This is a genomic window from Chryseobacterium sp. 'Rf worker isolate 10', assembly GCF_050753305.1.
GTDB lineage: Bacteria > Bacteroidota > Bacteroidia > Flavobacteriales > Weeksellaceae > Chryseobacterium.
The window spans coordinates 697,183-715,517 of sequence record NZ_JBOZOF010000001.1 but is presented as its reverse complement, the minus strand read 5'-3'; the positions used below and the strand labels follow the sequence as shown (position 1 = coordinate 715,517).

Sequence of the window (18,335 nt, the reverse complement as noted above, 5' to 3'; positions counted from 1 at the left end):
ATGCAGCCCAGATTAAAATTTCTTGACCGTTATCTTACTTTATGGATATTTCTCGCCATGGGTATAGGGATTGCCTTGGGATATTTTTTTCCGGTTATTCCTACTATTATTAACTCGCAGTCGGTAGGAACCACTAATATTCCCCTGGCAATCGGGCTTATTCTTATGATGTATCCTCCATTGGCAAAGGTTGACTACTCTCTTCTGCCATTGGTATTTAAAGATAAAAAAGCAATTAGTGTCTCTTTATTTCTCAACTGGATCATCGGTCCGCTTCTGATGTTCGGTCTTGCTATACTCTTTTTAAGGCATGAACCTGATTACATGGCTGGTTTGATCCTTATCGGGCTGGCCAGATGTATTGCTATGGTCATCGTCTGGAATGACCTTGCCAAGGGCAACAGAGAATATGCAGCTTTGCTGATTGCTTTGAACAGTATCTTTCAGGTATTTACTTATAGCTTTATGGTTTGGCTGTTCATCAATGTACTTCCCAACCAACTGGGGCTTGCAAGTTTTAATGTAAATGTTTCCATGAAAGACATTACAGAAAGTGTACTGATCTATCTGGGAATCCCTTTTCTGGCAGGATTTCTAAGCCGTTATTTTCTTATAAAATCAAAAGGTTCGGAATGGTACAACAGAAAATTTATACCTCAGATATCCCCTGTTACGTTGTATGCTTTATTATTTACAATCGTTCTGATGTTTAGCTTAAAGGGCTCCAAAATACTGGAATTGCCAATGGATGTCATTAAGGTAGCAATCCCTTTAATTATCTATTTTGTTTTGATGTTTTTCGTAAGTTTCACAATCAATAAAGCATTAAAAATTCCATATGATAAAAATGCATCTATTACCTTTACAGCTACCGGAAATAATTTTGAGCTGGCTATTGCTGTTGCGATCTCAGTCTTTGGTATACATTCACCACAAGCATTTGTAGGCGTGATTGGTCCTTTGGTAGAAGTTCCGGTATTAATACTTCTGGTAAAAGCAAGTTTATTATTGAAAAGAAAATGGTATCATCAATAATCTGATAACCGCTAAAAAAAGCATCACCGAAACAGTGATGCTTTTTTATCTGGATGATATCAGTTTTTAATTAATTTATAATTTCCATTGCTCTCATCCTTTACTATATTATATCCGTCAGCTAATTCAAGGGTCCAGCCATCTCCCGATATCTTTTTATTCTCTGTTTTCACAGGACTTGATATTGAAATTTTATCCCAATTAGGACTCATTAAGGCTCCATTTTCAACAGTCAGAATGCCCCATAAATCCGTTACCCTAATATTAGGATATACAGTGCCCTTATCTTCCAATGGTACAATATTTCTTGGATCAAACGAAACATTCATTTTTTCAAATTTGATTTCAAAATGAGGCTGTTGAATGAATTTCAATTTGTATTCAGCAATCAGTTTTTTAGTTTTTTCTTCCCTCTCGGCTTCTTCTTTCATAATTGCCTTACCATTATATGCTCCGGATAATTTTTCAACTGTCTTTTGCAGAACAGCCGGAATCCTGATGTCAAAACTTTTAATGAAATAATCTGTCAGATCAGTTTTTGCATTGATTTTTTTGTTCCAGCTTGGGTCTCTCTGATAGAGCAGATATCCGTAAACAGGAGTTGTATGATAAGCGAATGAACGTACAAATGTGGGATTCTTCATAAAATCCTCTATCCCGCTCAAAAGAAATGATTTTGTCTGTTCATTATTTCTTCCACTCACAATGATTCCCGTAAACTCAGCCATTCCTTCATTCAGCTCCAATAAGTTTTCTGTGTTCCCCGAATCTTTATAAAGTATATTTCTATATTTTCTGAAAGTAAGCGCATTGGCCAGATGTTTCTGTAATTCTTTTTCTGAAGTTGACCGGACAGCCTTTTTCAGTGCTTCAAGTTCCAGCCGGAGATAAGCCCTGCCCTCTTTCTGATCAAGGTGATTATTTTCTACATTATTAAGCGTAAACCCCAATGAAGGTTGAATCCTGTGAAATGATTCATGCGCCAGCAGATTGATTCTGTTATTTCTATCGGAAGTAAGGGGAAGCATGATCATTGCCCATCTTTTGCCGGCCCAATTGATCGCAGTATTGGCAATATTAATCTTCGCAGGCAGAATTCCGGAATACATATTTCCATTGTGCTTCAGAATTCCTTCTGGATCCGGCTCATTGGTATATAATTCTCTGGTTTTCGGGTCAATTAAAATGACAGGGCCATATAAATCTTTATTCCAAAGTTGGATATTTTTCTTTGAGGCTGTTTTTAGTTCATTAAAATAAACAGCAATACTATCTTGCTTTTGCGCCTTTATACTGAAAACTGACAATAAAAATAAAGCGGTAAAAATAATCTGTCTCATGGTTAGTTTCATTATTATTAAGCTGTATCTACTATGGAAATGTAAGTATTAACATCTATATCAGATATTATTCTGGTTACGAATATAATGAATTACTAAAGATCATAATTACAGAAATATTTTATTCGGCAATAACTAAGATATGTGGAATATTTTTATCTATTTTAAATACAAAAAAATTAAATCTCATCAATCACAGGTCTATTCTTATCACCTTTCGAATCGGCATAACGGTAAACAAAATACCAGGTAATAACAATCTGAAACAAAATTACAGTGGGCAGAATAAAAGGATAATGCACAAATATATTTAATGAATCTCCGTGTGCCAGCATCATAGGTAAATCAAGGAAATTAAAGATAATAATTGTCCAAAGCAAAGCCTTGCTTCCTTTAAAATACCACCAGCAAAATAGTCCATAAACAAATTCAATGATAAAATTCAGAATGGGATAATCAAGAATACCCAATCCAAAAACCGGTTTGGCAGAGAATGGTGACAGCTGAATATCCTTCTCATGAAAAATAACATCAATCATGACATGAGATAAAACTCCAATGGCAAAAGCCAGCGCCAATTTTCTGTTTTTATACCCCCAGTTGATCACACAAAACGAAAGTACTGCCGCAGCAACTCCTGAAAAAACTGAATGTGAATACGGCAGGAAATCGAGATGTACCCTACCTCCGGAGATTGAAAAATGTTCCCAACCCAAATAGTTAAAAAATACCCATAACACTTCTACAAGTTGTACAGAAATCAAAAGTGGAAACAATGGAAGTTTTGGATTATTTTTTTTAATGAGTAAAGCTGTAGCAGCGTGATTAATAGCATACATAATATCATATTTATATATGCAAAGATGCGCCAGCTATTTTACATACGCTTGTATGATTTGGCTATTCTGCAATAAAATTGATGGAGACTGACCGAACATCCTTTTGAAAGTCCGGTTGAAGTGAGGAGCATCTGAAAATCCCGCTTCCAGAGCAGCTTCTGTGATATTCTGCCCATCGAAAATATATTGCAAGGCTATCAAAAGTCTTGCCCAAAGAATATATTTTCTCACCGGAATACCTACCTGCTCTGTAAATAAATGAATAAGCCTGCCTGGAGATAAATGAACCAAAGCCGACAGGCTTTCAATTTTCAGAGTCCCATTTTGTGGCTGCTTAAGAACTTCCAGAATTTTAATAATCCTGTCATCCATATTCTCACTTTCATTTGTGTCTGACAGTTCCTGAAGAAATTGAAGTACTGTATTAAAAATAGGATCAGCAGTTGTATTATTAATCAATAAGGGTTTCATATCCGTCAAAAGTTCTTCCACTACAGATTCCGGTAGTGCTGCTATTTTTTTCTCAGATAAGTAAACTTTCTTAAGCCTCGTTCCTATTTTACTTTCCGGATCAATATTGATCAGTAAAAAAGTATTGTCGCGGGTTCTGCATTCGTGAGGTTCATCAGAATTGATAATAACAGCTCTATATTTCATAACAGAGCCTGATGAAATCACTTCTATTTCGTTCTCAAGACTTATAGCAATCTGGATTGCATGATGCTCATGAACTACAGTATCAACGGCGTGTCCAAGATAGATAAAGTATCCGGTCGAGAAGAACAATAGCGGTTGGGTCATATAAACTTGGATGTATAAGTTTTTTATATTCAAATATATTTAAATAAAGATACATGAATCACACCTGCCGGATAAAAATATTAAATTTCTGTGGAGAAGAGAATGGTCATAATACGGCACATAAGCATTTTCAATCGTTGAATTATCGGGTGCTTCAATAGGATGCTGCTTCCATCAGGCTATGCTTTTTATATTTAGTTCTTGCAGCTTCAGACAAAAACAGATAATCAGTATCAATCCAATCGCTCTGTTCTTCATAGAATGATTGGAAAAAAGGCCCTATTTCATAGGGCCATGGGTATTGTAAAATAGAAACATCCTGTTGTTTCATCTTTAAAATTTAACTGCTATAGTAATTACAGACTCTTATTTGATGTATGATTATCTTCAGGCCAGGCAAAACCAATTCCTCCATGTTTATATCTGTTTGTTTCCAGATAAAATGTGTTCACACCCTGAAGCCCAACACCTGCATAGTAAACAAATTTATCGATGTATTCCTGATATTCACCAAACTCCCGATACTCTTTATGTAAACCCATCAAACTTGCCAGTTCTTCATTATGAATACGCAAAGCCTCTGCACAAGCATCTTCCAATGAGAGGTTATATTCCTGCTGTAATACGAAAACCAAATTAAAAACTTCTGTTCCTTTAGCCATTTCTTTAGGCAGAGAATGAAGATCATTTTGCCAGGCGACAACCAGAGTCATATGGGAAATCATTTTTTGTACCACGATATGCTCAAAGATATGTTCCGGCAGGACAAGACCTGATTCAATCTCGCCAAAAATCAGATAAGGACGCATGAGAACCGAATATTCACGAATAGTTTTATAAAGATTCAGTGACGGCGGGCGGTGTGCTATTTTGTAAGGATACTCCAGTTCTATTCCATATCTGAAGGATTGATAAAAATAGTAAACAAACCGCTCAAACCATAGATCTGGCATAAAAGCACGAAATTCATCCCGGATCATTGCCATATGATGACAGAGTGCATTTTCCTCCGGCAAGGGTTGAGCACCCTTGAGAATATCGGTACAACGAATCCGTAACTCCTGAATTTCCTCAAGAGACGAATGTTCCACCTGATCATCGAGAGCAACATACTGAAGCATGAACCTATTGCATGGAATGGCCTGCTCATAGGTTAGGTGTGGCCACATACGTGCAGTACACCTATGCAGCTCCATTTTTTTATAAATTTTGCGTTGTTTTTCAGTCAAAAAAGTATAATCATTATCAATCCAATCATCCATATCTTTTCCCATTTGTTCAGCATGTGGATTAATAAGATCAGGCCATGGGTAACATCCCCGTGGTAAATAATCTGCACTATTAAATTGTTCTGGTGTCATTTTTATTTATATTTTAAAATTATTTGTACTTAAGTTTTATGCTAAAAAAATCCAGTTGTGATTTATTTAGCATATTGATTGTTGCTATAATACCGCTTTATATTTCATAGATCATGCATTCACATATGGGTATATCCATCAATCTGTTCTGCACATCTGGCAGGTACTCAATGTATAATCGCCACGAGGTTAATGTCTTTTCAAACACTGCGGTAATCATTCATATTTTATTGAAATTGGTTCTGTCCTAAGGTTTCTTTTAATTCGGAAGCACTAGGAAATTCAGTCCTGTTGTAACGGTCAAGCTTGGTAGATATATTTTTCCAGCCGCTCAGTACCATACTCATATAATGTACCCAATTGACCACAGCCTCGTGCCATACACCAAAGTCTGGAAGTGAGGCCTGCAGGGTTACAAATTCCTTCAGATCTTCATTATGAAGCCGAAGATCTTCCAGGCAGGCTTCCTCTAATGAGACCCTGCGTTCATTCTGGATCACCTTCACGATATTATAGTAAATGCTGCCTGTTGCTTCATCTTTTACTACAGATTGAACTTCATTGAAAAAAGTTACCAGATGACAGGCAAGTGCCTGCAGGCGGCGGATCACAGGATGATTATGAATTTCAGGAGGCAGAGTGATGCCTGTTTCAACTTCGGTGAGCTGCAGGAAAGGATACAGACAAATGGAATCTTCCCTTAGGACAATGCATTCTGCTGTTGTAGGAAATATCTTATTCTTCTTGTATTCCTGTTCTTTTTTAAGACCACTAAAATACCTGCTGATCATCTGTGTAAAACGATGCATTGATTCTTGTGGAATAAACTGAAGCAATTCCTCTCTTAACGAAGCAAGCATAGAACCGAGAGGTATTCCGGACTGGACTGCACTGATCTCACCATACAGTATGGCAATAGACTTGGCATGTATAGTATCTATCTCTTCAGGATCGCTTTCCTCATACAAATCATCATTGTATAAGGTCCATAGCATCAGCCTGCAGATTGGCTTGAACCGGTCAGCAGAAGCAGTTGGAAACCACTGTGCTGCGATATGTGCAGTCTTCGTTTTTTTGTACTTTTTACGCACATTAGGATTGTTTTCGTAGAGCCACAAATATTCTCCATCAATCCATTGATTTTCAGTAATCTCCTGGAGCTGTTCAGCATGTGGATTTTTTAGAGTTGGGAATGGATACCTGAACTTATTCTGGAGAAGTTCAAGGGGATTAAATTTTTCATTACTCATGATTGTATGTTTTAATAGTTATAGTTTTTTCACCCATATATTATTTTATTGAATATATCCAGCCTCACAAAACGCTGAAAAACACATTTAAAACAATATACCTAACTCATTAACAGCAAGATACAATCATTAATTATATACTAAATATACAATTAATTATATTACATTTTACATAAAAAACACAATATAACTAAACAATGTTCAATATGCTGATTATCAAATAATTACTTACTGAATTTTAACATAACTCATATTTACAACACAGAATATCAACCATTTACAATGTTAAAAAACCAAAGCTATTTCTAAAAATGATTTTCTCTGAAATACCAGACGTTTACTTATCGGAAATGGAGTATCTTTATGTATTACAAATTTTTTACAACCTATGAAGTTAGAATTATATCAAATAGATGCTTTTACAGAATCTATTTTCCATGGAAATCCGGCGTGTGTTGTTCCATTAAAAAATTGGTTACCCGATGAAATTCTCTTAAAAATAGCCCGAGAAAATGCAGTAGCAGAAACCGCTTTCTTTATAGACAATGGCAATAGTGTTCATCTTAGATGGTTTACCCCTGAAATAGAGATGGATTTATGCGGACATGCTACCCTTGCCACAGCTCATTGCTTAATCTCAATCTTAAATTATCAAAGTGATAGAATCATTTTTGAAACGAAAAGTGGTGAGTTGACAGTTGAAGCTAAAGATGGAATTTATTATATGGATTTTCCATCAAGAATGCCTGTACCCTCTACCCTTCCGGACAGCATATCCAGATCGCTTAATATACAGCCTAAAGAGGTCTTCAAAGCGAGAGATTATGTTCTGGTCTACGATTCTGAAGAGGATATACAAAATATCAAAATTGAAAGATCCATATTTGATCTTATCAATCTTGATCCGGGTGGTGTGGTTGTAACTGCGGCAGGCACTGACTGTGATTTTGTTTCAAGGTATTTTACCTCGCAATCCTCTATTCTTGAAGATCCTGTAACCGGTTCTGCGCACTGCTCACTCATCCCCTTCTGGTCATCAAGATTAGGAAAAGATCAGCTTTTTGCCCGTCAGATATCTGAAAGAGGCGGACAGCTCTATTGTGAAAACAAAAATGAAAGAGTAATTGTGGCCGGGAAAGCCAAAACGTATTCTATGGGGTATTTCTGGATTGAGTAAAAAGAGATCAGTAGCTCTTGTGATAATAGTGCAAATATAATACAATAAAAAAGCCTTGAATCATTTGATTCAAGGCTTTTTTATTTATATTGCTGGGATGATTCCTGTAATTATGTTTTCATTTTAAATTGGATTAAAAAATTCTATTGATAGTTCCCATGTTCCTGCTATTGAATTGACTTTTGAGCTTTATCTATGGATGTCGCATCACTAGTAATTAGAGGGAAATTAGGATGTTGAATATAAATCTTACCTTTTCCATCAGAAAATTTGAATTCTATTTCAGATACTCTTTGTTCGTAAGAATCAGTTTCTTCATCATAAGTCAAAATTTTATATTTGAGATTACAATTATCAGTATTTTTAAAATCACAAATTAAGTTTTCAACTATCTTGAATCTAATAAATAGCTCATCTTTTTCTTTATTTAGAATCTTTAATTCAATTAAATCATTTTGAATCTCATATTTAATAGGCGTATACCATTTATTTCCATCAATAGGAAGTGTATAAGCAAAATATGTTAAGCTTTTAGGACAATTATTTTCTAAGGTTTGACAGAATAATGATTGCCAAACTGAAGATAGAACAAAAATTATAAATAATTTTTTAAACATTATTTTAAGTTATTTTAATCCATTTTTTAAATGAGAACCAATTCAATAAAGCGATTAAAATTTTTATGAAAATAAATAAAATTCCTTTTCATTGTTTTTTTGTTTTCTATCACTTCGATATCTGAATTGTGGTCTTTCATTGATTGAACATGAATAAATTAATAAAAAGGAAATGATGGATATAATTAACTTTATTTTAGTCATAAATTTTAAATATTTCGTTATTATTTTTTATAAATATTTATTGTAATATCCTAACATCTATATATTAAATAACATCCATTAATACAGCTACCATTAGCTTACAGCTAATGCATCTTAAATAAATTAAAAAGCTGGATTTTTTGAAAGAATCAACGAGTCTAAATCTTTGACTTTTTTATATTTATTAATATGCTTCGTAGCAAACTTATCCAGTTCTTTACTTTTATAAACATACCAGCAATTTCCAAATACAATTTTCCCTGCTTTCGCTTCAGAAACCTTACCGATTGATTCCAATGAGTCTTTTTTCATTTTATTTATTTTAGGAGTCAAAAAAGAGTCTATTTCATCATCAAATAAAGCTGTTGCAACAGGGTCATAGAGCGTTTTATCTATATCATATATTCTATTAACAAGATCTTTATTCCCATAACCTTTCAATAGACATTTTTGTAAAGTTCTATCTTTAAAATTTTGTACTGTTAACTCTTCTTTAAAATTACTTTTATTAACCGTACATGAAAGTAGAAAACATCCTGTAATTATTATTGCTAATTTTTTCATATTTATTTATTGTAAAAACCAAAAAATAACACATTTTTTAGAGTCTCAAAATAACAATGATTGGCTTTACCTTTTTGATATTGTGATAAAACCAATCATTAAATCATCAGAACAAGTGTGGCTAATTCAAGTTATTTATCAAACTTAAAAACACTAAACCTTATTACCTAATGATACTGTAATCCTATTACACATTTATTCTTGAATTATTTTATTTTCTTGTAAATTTTATATACAAAATAACCCAGTAATACTATGAAAACTAAAATCAAAATTTGTATTACAAATAAACTAAAACTAAATTCACTAATCGTTTGTTCCATAATGTTATAAATTTATAAATAACTTGCAATTGCTAAAAACCACATCATTTTTTCATGATGAGTAAATGTGGTTATATTCTATACTAAACAGAGTTGGTTTCCTGTTCTGGAATTTATGGTTCAGGAACTATTCTTGAGCTATTCCCGGGGTGTTTTTATTAAGTTTTAAACGAAACATGGTTAAGGATTGCAATTGTTTACAAGTGGCTTAAAATTAAAATGATTGGCTTTACCCGATTAATATAACAATATTTCAATTTATTTCTCGAATATTGAGTCCTGCTACCTTTAAAATTAATTCTATAGATTCATAAAATTTGCCATGATATTCTTTTGAAATACCGTAACTATATAATTTTTTTGTAAGAGTATCTTTCTTTAAAATTATTGAATTATTACCACCGTCAGTTATAGATATCATTACATTAGGGTTTCGTGGTAGTTCTATATCTTTTTGATTAGTTTTTATAATCAATTCATAAATTTTCTGATACTCAACAAGTGTTATTCTTTTATTATTATATTGTTGATCATTTTTTAAAATTTTTACTATAACAGGTTTCTTTCTTTTACTATCTGCAGGAAGCAAGGTAATTGTCAATTTATCACCTTTTACAAACATTACATTTTCATGGTTGAGTTGTATATATTCATTGTTATTTTTTTGTGAAGTACATGAAGTCAACAAAAAAAAAGTGAAGATATATAGTAATTTTGCTGTAGATAAAATTTTATTAATCATAACTATTGCTTTATCAATGCTATATCTTTAGGAAAGTTCATTGGAAAGTCATTATTCTGCTCTACATAAGCATTTTGTTGACAGGTGTCATCATAAAAACTAGGTAAATATTGAAAGTGTAAGATCATTTGAGTAGGAGTAAAATTCGTAATAATTAATGTTGCCCGTCTACAAATAGTTTTAGGATAAAAATGATTGATATTGTGGTAATATCAATCATTTTTTAATGTTTTAAAAACTTTAGTCTATTGTTTTACTAAAGATATTGATTTTTTATAAGGTATAGTAGGTTGATAATTAGGTGGACATTCTCCCCATGTAATATCTGCATCTTGTAACATGAGAACACTCATTTTATTAGGAGTTTCTGGTTTAATTCTTAAATAAACAATACCTTGTTCACCACAAGCAAATTCACTGTTGCCAATAAAATTCATCATATATGCTTTTAAGTCAGGTTGAAAATTATCACCTCTGAATTTAGTTTTTGTATCATCGGTTTCATTAAAAGTATTATAGATAATATTCCCATTAGAATCAGTTACTTTCATCCTTCCAATTAATTTATCTTTTTTTATATCCTCACCAAGATTTAATTTCTTTATAAAATTAAATTCATATATTTTTCCGTTATAATTTCCCTTCCATGTTCCTGCATATTTATCAAGAGAGTTACTACTGTCTTTTATATATGTGAAGTTTGGACAATTTGATGTTGCTCTACATTGAGCAGCTGTTTCCAATGATACTGTCTGTGCGCTACATGAAGCAGTAAAAAGTGTTAGTGCAAAAAATAAGTATTTCATAATATTTTTTTTAGTTTGGACAATTTGTTTCTGTTGTATCTGTCTTATCATCATTGAGTCTAATTTCTGTGTTTGTTCCGTCTGTATTCATTCTATACAAACTTACTCCTCTTGCACTCATATTGTCATTAATAAATTTAAGAAAACCAATTTCTAAACTTTTCTGATTTCCAATTCTATCTTTCATGAAATCCGTGTAAACGTCTCTAAAAGCTTCAACTTGAGCATCTGTAAAAGTTTTAATTTGATATTCGGTTCCAGTAAAACGGATTTGATAATTTACAGAACTCGAAACCATTATAGCATAAACTTCTCCTAAATCATTAAAATTATCTTTTGCATTCTTTATCATATCCATAAAGTATCGTACATCAGCAGGAGAAAATATCTTTATACCTAACCTTGTGGCATCTGCTCCTTCTGTAGTATCATAATATGTAAAGTCATTGACATGAGTATGCATATACCCTTTTATATTTTTGTTTTCGGGCAAATTAGCATTAGGAAGGCCTAAAGAGTTATTTGTCTCGGTGGCTGTGGCATTGTCTTTATATTCATAATCATTATTATTTCTCTGAATAAACCCTGTTTCCATTTTTAGTCCTGTATTAGATTCCAACAAGCTCATTCTAGCATAAAAGTCAACGTTGCTTCTTTGAGTTTTTATTTTTCCACAAGGTGTATATTTTGGATGTACAAAGGTCGGTGTTGTAGGAGTTCCTTCATTCGGTCCACTTCCTAAGCCTGTAGTAGGTCCCAATTCACCACCTCCTGGTGAACCATCATCTCCCAAGGCTGTAGTTGCTGTGCAGACTAATGCAACTGTAGTAATGTGTTGAGCCGGATATCCTCCTTCACTTTTCCATTTACAGCCTCCCCATTCACTTTCATTATCTGCATCATGTTCTCCCGTATAACAAGCGAAGTACATATCTACCGTTTGATAAGAACAAGATTCTACAGTTCCCATACTATTAAAAACTCCCCCTCCATAGGTTCCTTTTGCAAGTTCCATGGCTGTAGCCTTTCCTTTAGTTTTCACTCCTTTTCCTGCAAGTAAATCCTTTTTTTCCTGTGGTGTAAAATTGTAAGTTACTAAAAGTTCTTTATAAGTTCCGTCAGGAAGCGAAGATAATACCAAATTTTCTAGAGGCGCATTTTCAGGTGCATTTTCTCTTACCAAATTAAATGTGTAGGTGTGGAAAGTAGGTCCAACCTCAATATAAGTTACATTGTCAGTATCAATCGAAACTCCATTTGCATAATCAACCGATTTGCCTGATGTATTAGTTGTGATTTCTGTCAGATTCTCTTGTGCTTTTTGCAATTCATTTTTAAGAACTAATTTGTGTTTACTCTCTTCTAAACGAATTGTTTTGGATGTTGGTCTGAATTGACTGCTGTTACTGTAAGTCTCTTGCTCTGGTGAAAGTTCATTCCTACAGGAATACAACAAGACCATGATGGCTACTGAGGAAAGTAACCTCGAAATAAATTTGTTTTTCATTATTTGTGTTAATTTTAAGTTTTAGTTTTCTTGGCTTAAAATTATAACAATCATTCAATTACACATTACGGGAAACCATATCTTGTATAACAATACAAATGTGCATTCTCAATGCGACAAAACTTGTCGTGTGTACAAGTAATATGTACAAATAGGATTTACCTGTATGATCTGGAAAATAAAATATTTCTGGTTTGGGAATGTTTCCAAATAGGAATAAAGAAAAAAGTACAATAAAAAAGCCTTGAATCAAATGATTCAAGGCTTTTTTTGCGGAGAGTGAGGGATTCGAACCCCCGGACCTGTTACAGTCAACAGTTTTCAAGACTGCCGCAATCGACCACTCTGCCAACTCTCCCTAAACTCCGGCTATACCGTTGTTTTCAGTGGTGCAAATATAGAACGATTTTTATTTTCTGCAAAACTTTTCCATCACAAATTTTAACAAAACTTAATAATAGACTAGAAATCAAGGGAATTATTTTTCACTCTTTCACTAAAGTTTTAATATAAAAATCTAAAACGCCTTTGTTTTGGGGGAATCCTATTATAGAAAGGCGTTTGTACGACAAAACTTACACCTCTATTTACAAACACACACATTTTTCACTACATTTGTAAAAACACAGCTACCCTATGACAATGGAGAAACTAAGAACTATAAGAAAGCAGAAAGGTTATACTCAGCAGCAGATTGCTGATATTCTGGCAACCGATGTCTCCAACTACAGCAGAAAAGAAAGTGGAGACGTTAGAATATTTGACGATGAATGGGAAAAACTTGCAAGAGCTTTAAATGTTTCTGTGGAAGATATTAAAGAGGAAAGAGTTTCTCAAGCGCAGACTCAAAATGCTATCCTTAATGACAGCTCAAGTCTTAATGATAATGCAAGCATTAATTATAATCTTTTTTGCAATGTACCCAATTATCTTTTGGAAAATCAGCAGGAATACATTAATCTTCTGAAAGAGCAGATTAAGGCTTTAAAAGAAGAAAATGAAAAATTGAAAAAGAGATAATCTCTTCTATATAAGAATAAAAAACGGCTTCCAGTGGAGGTCGTTTTTTTATTGTCTATCTCAAAAATTCCGTTTACCCCCTTCCAAAGCCTCTATAGCCCCTTGCTTAACCCCCTCTACCCCCTTACCCAAGGGGGTAGAGACCCTTCACTAAGGGGGGGATACCCCGTTCCGAAGGGGGTAGAGACCGTACATGAACCCCCTGGAGGGGGTTCTATAAGGGTCTGGAGAGGGTTTCATAACTACCTGGAGACCGTTCCAAACTGGCTGGAAGTGATTTTAGATGAGAATTTTCGAAAACCACCCCGTCAAAAATTCTTTGAATTTTCGCCACCCCTCCAAAGGAGGGGAATGATTACGTCTTCAGTTCTGATATATGTAGTAATACGGGTTTCAGAAGTTTTCTGGTAAAAATCAAGCTTGCTACTCTCCTGCCGGTTCGAACAATTCGATCTTGTTTCCTTCCGGATCCAGGATGTGTACAAACTTTCCGTATTCATACGTAGCAACCTCATCCAGTACCGTAACGCCTTCTTTTTTTAGCTCTTCTACCAATGCTTCAATGTTCTCCACATGATAATTGATCATAAACTCTTTGGTAGAAGGTTCAAAATATTGGGTAGATTCCTTAAAAGGGCTCCACAGTGTATATCCTTTTTTATCAGACTCTTCATCTTTCCAGTCGAATTTGGCGCCATATGGGCTGGTTGGTAATCCAAGATGGGTTTTATACCATTCATTTACTTGTTCCGGGTCTTTACACTTAAAGAAGATTCCTCCGATAGCGGTTACTCTTTTCATTTTTATTCGTTTTTATTCAGTTGATAGTTTCTTATGTGCAAATTCAAATCGTTTTGCAATTTCACAAATATATCAATGTTTTTGTTACTTGTTTGATGATTTTCTTTGATTTTTTGTTCTAAATTTTTGGCAAAACGCAAGGGCGCTAAGAATATATAAAACATGCTGTTGTAAGGCGCTAGGATTTTATCTCCGATAAAATGGATTCCTGTTACATGATAGCTAGAAAATTATCAGGTTGGATTCCTGCGGAATGACAAATACGACGCTTAGTTTATCCGTACAGTTTGTCATTCCGTAGGAATCTCCGTATGGATTGGTTGGAAAACACAAAAGCGCGAGTTGTTTTTTAAGCGGTATATTTTAAGGTGCCAGGATTTTATCTCCGATAAAATTGATAACTGTATATTTTAAACCTTATATAAACTTAAACCATTAAGAGAAATTAAATGATTAAGAATAGTAAGATGAAACGTAACGCTTTCTACAACATCTTTGATGTTTTCTTAACTTTCCTTCAACTTCAATGAACTTAATGGTTCAAAAAACAATACAAAAAAAGCGCACCCATCAGGCACGCTTTGTATTGTAAAAACTGAATATAATTAGTGTAATTCAGCTAAATATTTTTCTGCATCCATTGCAGACATACATCCGCTTCCTGCAGCTGTAATAGCCTGTCTGTAGATATGATCCTGAACATCCCCGGCAGCAAATACTCCTGGAAGATTTGTTCTTGAAGAACCTTTTTCAGTAACGATATATCCGTTTTCATCAAGATCTACCTGACCAACGAAGATATCTGTATTCGGTTTGTGGCCGATTGCAATGAAGATCCCTTCTACATCCACAGTAGATTTTTCCTGAGTCTGGTTATTGATGATTACAGCTCTTTCTACCAGACTGTTTTCTCCTTCAATTCCGATTAATTCATGGTGGAATTTCACTTCAATATTCGGAGTGCTTTCCACTCTGTGAACCATTGCTTTTGAAGCTCTGAAAACGTCTTTTCTTACCAATAAAGTTACTTTTTTACAAAGTTTTGCAAGGTAAGTAGCCTCTTCTGCTGCCGTATCTCCTGCTCCTACTACTACCACGTCTTTTCCTCTGTAGAAGAATCCGTCACATGTAGCACAAGCTGAAACACCACCTCCTGCATATTTTTTCTCGTCATCAAGACCTAAATATTTTGCAGTAGCTCCTGTAGAGATAATAACTGTTTTGGCAAGGATTTCTTTGTTTCCTGCATATAATTTGTGAACACCGCCAACTTCCTTAGAGAACTCAGCTTTAGTGATCATTTCGTAATGAACTTTGGTTTCAAATCTTTCTGCCTGTTTTTGCAGATCCATCATCATTTCAGGACCTGTAATCCCGGCTGGATACCCTGGGAAGTTGTCAACTTCAGTAGTAGTTGTTAATTGTCCGCCCGGCTCCAGACCTGTATACAATTCAGGTTTCAAGTCTGCTCTTGCTGCATAGATAGCAGCGGTGAAGCCAGAAGGCCCAGATCCAACGATCACACAATCTAAAATGTTTTGCTCCATAATTTACTTTGTTCGAAAAGATTTAATTTGAATTAAGACTGCTAATTTCGGAATTTTTAATTTCTCCTTAAAGTTATTTTAATGATACTTGTCAATATCTGATATGTTGAATTTCGATGGTGGTTATTGTTGGGTTCTGAGATTTGGTTCGGTATAAAAAATTAAAACTTTATCCTTTAACCCCTCGAATCACATATCTTGCTATCTCGAATCTCCTTACCTCGCAACTCGGCACCACGCCTTACACCTTCATCTTAATCTTATCTACATTGATAATTTTGTATACCAACTCCCTGATCAGTTCTGCTTCACCCATATTGACAGCTCCAAGCCCTTTTCCTTTCATATCGAATTCGCGTAGAATAGAAATGACTCTCGTCGCATGTTTTAAAGGATAAAGCCTTGCACTTTCCGCATAGTCTTTGATGAAATAAGGATTTACTCCCATCTGTGACGCAATAGCCTGTGGAGACTGCCCCGCCATAGTCTGATAGATAATAACGTTTGAAAAATAATTGTAAAGACTTGCCAGCATCATGACAAAAGGGTTGTTCTTTGGATTCTTACCCATAAAATGAGCAATCTTAAAAGCTGCATTGGCATTTTTAGTTCCTAAAGCTTTTTGAAGTTCAAAAATATTGTACTCCTTACTGATACCGATGTGGTTTTCAACGATTGTTCCATCAAGAACATCCCCTTCTTTAAGGATGATTTTTAATTTGTTGAGCTCATTCGCAATTCTTGACAAATCGTTACCCAGATATTCTGCCAGAAGATGAGAAATATTGGGGGCTGTATTGATTTTAAGCTTTGCACATTCATCAGAAATCCATTTAGGAAGATTACTTTCCTTTACAGATTCGCTCAAAAAAAGGGCTTTAGCTTTATCCAAAGCTTTGGCAGCCTTTTTTCTGCTGTCCAGTTTCTTGTGCTTATGAGCAAAAACCAAAACCGTAGAAGGCACAGGGTTTTCTACATAAGATTCCAGAATTCTGTTTTCCTCTTCATTGAGTCTTAAATCCTGAGCTTCTTTCACGATAATCACCTGCTTGTCTCCCATCATCGGAAACTGTCTTGCCAAAGAAAGAACTTCCTGATAAGACGTATCTTTTCCGTAGGTAACCGTTTGGTTGAAAGCTTTTTCATCTTCTTCCAAAAAGTTATGTTCAAGGGCTTTTACAGCAACATCAATAAAGTAGGCTTCTTCTCCGTGGAAAAAATAAATAGGTAAAACTTCTTTATTTTTAATATTTTTGAGGATTAAATCTAATTCTTTCATCTTATTAATGGAACTTCCAAAACTGAATTTTCAGGAAACTTTTGATTTTAAATTCAAGAAAGACAAAGATAAGTTTTTTATTTATGATTTGGTTCGTAAAACTTATCTTCTGCTCACTCCTGAGGAATGGGTAAGGCAGCACTGGATACATTATTATCTTACTGTAAAATCCTATTCTACATCAGCCTTGATCACCGAAAAAAAGATTGTCCTGAACGGTCTTACCAAACGTATTGACCTTCTGGTTACAGAAAAAACAGAACCCGTAATTCTCATTGAATGTAAAGCTCCTCAGATCAAATTAACAGAAAAAACATTCGAGCAGACCGCCAGATACAACTCCATCATCGGAGCAAGGGAAATCATCCTGACAAACGGTCTTCAGCATATCAATGCCTATTATCAGAATGGGCAGTATCAGTTTTACAGACCGGAATAAATAAAAGCAGAAATTAAATGTAAAATCACTCTCAGCAGTAATTCACAACAATATTAATTATGAAAATAAAAAACATCATATTCGATTTCGGAGGTGTACTTATGGACTGGAATCCGAGATATTATTTCAAAGATTATTTTAAGGATAATGAAAAAATGGAATATTTCCTTGAACATATTGCTCAGGATGAATGGAATATTGAACAGGACAGAGGAAGAAGTCTTGCCGAAGGAACAGAAATTCAGGTGAAAAAATTCCCGGAATGGGAAAAAGAAATCCGCGCTTTCTATGACAACTGGACGGTAATGCTGAAAAGCGATATTCCACAAAATGTAGAGGTTCTCAGAAAGCTTAAAAATACAGACTATAACCTATTCGGACTGACTAACTGGTCGGAAGAAACCTTTCCTTACGCATTAGAAAACTATGATTTTTTCCAGATCTTCGAAGGCAAAATTGTCGTTTCAGGAACAGAGAAACTAATTAAACCTGATCCTAAAATCTGGCATGTGCTTCTGGAAAGATATAACATCAAGGCTGAGGAATCGGTTTTTATTGATGATAATACGAAGAATATTGAAATGGCAAAATCGCTGGGATTTACTACCATTCAGGTTTCTCCGGATACAGATTTAACACAAGAATTAAAGAAATTCGGAGTTGAAGTTTAGCGCTTTTTAAAT

19 protein-coding genes and 1 tRNA gene are annotated in these 18,335 nt (G+C 34.4%); 5 read left to right on the top strand and 15 right to left on the bottom strand.

Annotated elements, in window-relative coordinates; translation table 11 throughout:
- Positions 1 to 1,035, top strand: coding sequence for an ACR3 family arsenite efflux transporter (gene arsB, locus LKL37_RS03155; protein ID WP_431609146.1), 1,035 nt, complete (start codon positions 1 to 3; stop codon positions 1,033 to 1,035).
- 59 nt (positions 1,036 to 1,094) lie between these two features.
- Here arsB and LKL37_RS03150 read toward each other — a convergent pair whose 3' ends face one another.
- The 6 genes from LKL37_RS03150 to LKL37_RS03125 form a co-directional block, all read right to left on the bottom strand.
- Positions 1,095 to 2,375, bottom strand: coding sequence for a hypothetical protein (locus LKL37_RS03150; RefSeq protein WP_431609145.1), 1,281 nt, complete (start codon positions 2,373 to 2,375; stop codon positions 1,095 to 1,097).
- Positions 2,376 to 2,554: 179 nt separating this feature from the next.
- Entirely contained in the window at positions 2,555 to 3,214 is a 660-nt protein-coding gene (locus LKL37_RS03145) for a hypothetical protein (protein WP_431609144.1), read from the bottom strand.
- Positions 3,215 to 3,247: 33 nt separating this feature from the next.
- Positions 3,248 to 4,015 carry a helix-turn-helix transcriptional regulator gene (locus LKL37_RS03140; protein WP_431609143.1) on the bottom strand — a complete coding sequence of 256 codons (768 nt, stop codon included), beginning with the start codon at positions 4,013 to 4,015 and terminating at the stop codon, positions 3,248 to 3,250.
- Between the two features lie 154 nt (positions 4,016 to 4,169).
- Positions 4,170 to 4,346 carry a hypothetical protein gene (locus tag LKL37_RS03135; RefSeq protein ID WP_165790569.1) on the bottom strand — a complete coding sequence of 59 codons (177 nt, stop codon included), beginning with the start codon at positions 4,344 to 4,346 and terminating at the stop codon, positions 4,170 to 4,172.
- A gap of 25 nt (positions 4,347 to 4,371) precedes the next feature.
- The gene (locus LKL37_RS03130) at positions 4,372 to 5,376 is read right to left on the bottom strand and encodes a terpene synthase family protein (protein WP_431609142.1); all 1,005 of its coding nucleotides are present in this window, start codon (positions 5,374 to 5,376) and stop codon (positions 4,372 to 4,374) included.
- Positions 5,377 to 5,603: 227 nt separating this feature from the next.
- Positions 5,604 to 6,626 carry a terpene synthase family protein gene (locus LKL37_RS03125; protein ID WP_431609141.1) on the bottom strand — a complete coding sequence of 341 codons (1,023 nt, stop codon included), beginning with the start codon at positions 6,624 to 6,626 and terminating at the stop codon, positions 5,604 to 5,606.
- Between the two features lie 388 nt (positions 6,627 to 7,014).
- On the opposite strand from LKL37_RS03125, the gene LKL37_RS03120 reads away from it, so the two are divergent.
- The gene (locus LKL37_RS03120; protein WP_431609140.1) at positions 7,015 to 7,803 is read left to right on the top strand and encodes a PhzF family phenazine biosynthesis protein; all 789 of its coding nucleotides are present in this window, start codon (positions 7,015 to 7,017) and stop codon (positions 7,801 to 7,803) included.
- 167 nt (positions 7,804 to 7,970) lie between these two features.
- Here the strand turns inward: LKL37_RS03120 and LKL37_RS03115 are convergent, their stop codons facing one another.
- From LKL37_RS03115 to LKL37_RS03090, 6 genes are all read right to left on the bottom strand, one after another.
- Entirely contained in the window at positions 7,971 to 8,420 is a 450-nt protein-coding gene (locus tag LKL37_RS03115) for a hypothetical protein (RefSeq protein WP_431609139.1), read from the bottom strand.
- Positions 8,421 to 8,747: 327 nt separating this feature from the next.
- The gene (locus LKL37_RS03110) at positions 8,748 to 9,188 is read right to left on the bottom strand and encodes a hypothetical protein (RefSeq protein WP_431609138.1); all 441 of its coding nucleotides are present in this window, start codon (positions 9,186 to 9,188) and stop codon (positions 8,748 to 8,750) included.
- 576 nt (positions 9,189 to 9,764) lie between these two features.
- Entirely contained in the window at positions 9,765 to 10,253 is a 489-nt protein-coding gene (locus tag LKL37_RS03105; protein WP_431609137.1) for a hypothetical protein, read from the bottom strand.
- A 245-nt stretch (positions 10,254 to 10,498) separates the two neighbouring features.
- Positions 10,499 to 11,059, bottom strand: a complete 561-nt coding sequence (locus LKL37_RS03100) for a DUF6705 family protein (RefSeq protein ID WP_431609136.1) — start codon at positions 11,057 to 11,059, stop codon at positions 10,499 to 10,501.
- Between the two features lie 10 nt (positions 11,060 to 11,069).
- Positions 11,070 to 12,566: a hypothetical protein gene (locus LKL37_RS03095; protein WP_431609135.1), complete on the bottom strand. Its 1,497-nt coding sequence runs from the start codon at positions 12,564 to 12,566 to the stop codon at positions 11,070 to 11,072.
- Positions 12,567 to 12,839: 273 nt separating this feature from the next.
- A tRNA-Ser gene (locus LKL37_RS03090) sits at positions 12,840 to 12,924 on the bottom strand.
- Between the two features lie 284 nt (positions 12,925 to 13,208).
- On the opposite strand from LKL37_RS03090, the gene LKL37_RS03085 reads away from it, so the two are divergent.
- On the top strand, positions 13,209 to 13,586 hold the full coding sequence (locus tag LKL37_RS03085) for a helix-turn-helix domain-containing protein (RefSeq protein ID WP_431609134.1): 378 nt from the start codon (positions 13,209 to 13,211) through the stop codon (positions 13,584 to 13,586).
- Between the two features lie 423 nt (positions 13,587 to 14,009).
- On the opposite strand, the gene LKL37_RS03080 is transcribed toward LKL37_RS03085, so the two are convergent.
- The 3 genes from LKL37_RS03080 to holA all read right to left on the bottom strand — a co-directional run bounded on the left by LKL37_RS03080 (position 14,010) and on the right by holA (position 17,213).
- Positions 14,010 to 14,387: a VOC family protein gene (locus LKL37_RS03080; protein ID WP_414846594.1), complete on the bottom strand. Its 378-nt coding sequence runs from the start codon at positions 14,385 to 14,387 to the stop codon at positions 14,010 to 14,012.
- A 605-nt stretch (positions 14,388 to 14,992) separates the two neighbouring features.
- Positions 14,993 to 15,934: a thioredoxin-disulfide reductase gene (trxB, locus tag LKL37_RS03075; protein ID WP_431609133.1), complete on the bottom strand. Its 942-nt coding sequence runs from the start codon at positions 15,932 to 15,934 to the stop codon at positions 14,993 to 14,995.
- A 241-nt stretch (positions 15,935 to 16,175) separates the two neighbouring features.
- Positions 16,176 to 17,213, bottom strand: a complete 1,038-nt coding sequence (holA, locus tag LKL37_RS03070; RefSeq protein WP_431609132.1) for a DNA polymerase III subunit delta — start codon at positions 17,211 to 17,213, stop codon at positions 16,176 to 16,178.
- Between the two features lie 7 nt (positions 17,214 to 17,220).
- Here holA and LKL37_RS03065 point away from each other — a divergent pair, with 7 nt between their 5' ends.
- Both LKL37_RS03065 and LKL37_RS03060 read left to right on the top strand, forming a co-directional pair.
- Positions 17,221 to 17,652, top strand: coding sequence for a type I restriction enzyme HsdR N-terminal domain-containing protein (locus LKL37_RS03065; protein WP_431609131.1), 432 nt, complete (start codon positions 17,221 to 17,223; stop codon positions 17,650 to 17,652).
- Between the two features lie 59 nt (positions 17,653 to 17,711).
- Positions 17,712 to 18,323: an HAD family hydrolase gene (locus tag LKL37_RS03060; protein ID WP_431609130.1), complete on the top strand. Its 612-nt coding sequence runs from the start codon at positions 17,712 to 17,714 to the stop codon at positions 18,321 to 18,323.
- The last annotated feature ends 12 nt before the right edge of the window (positions 18,324 to 18,335 follow it).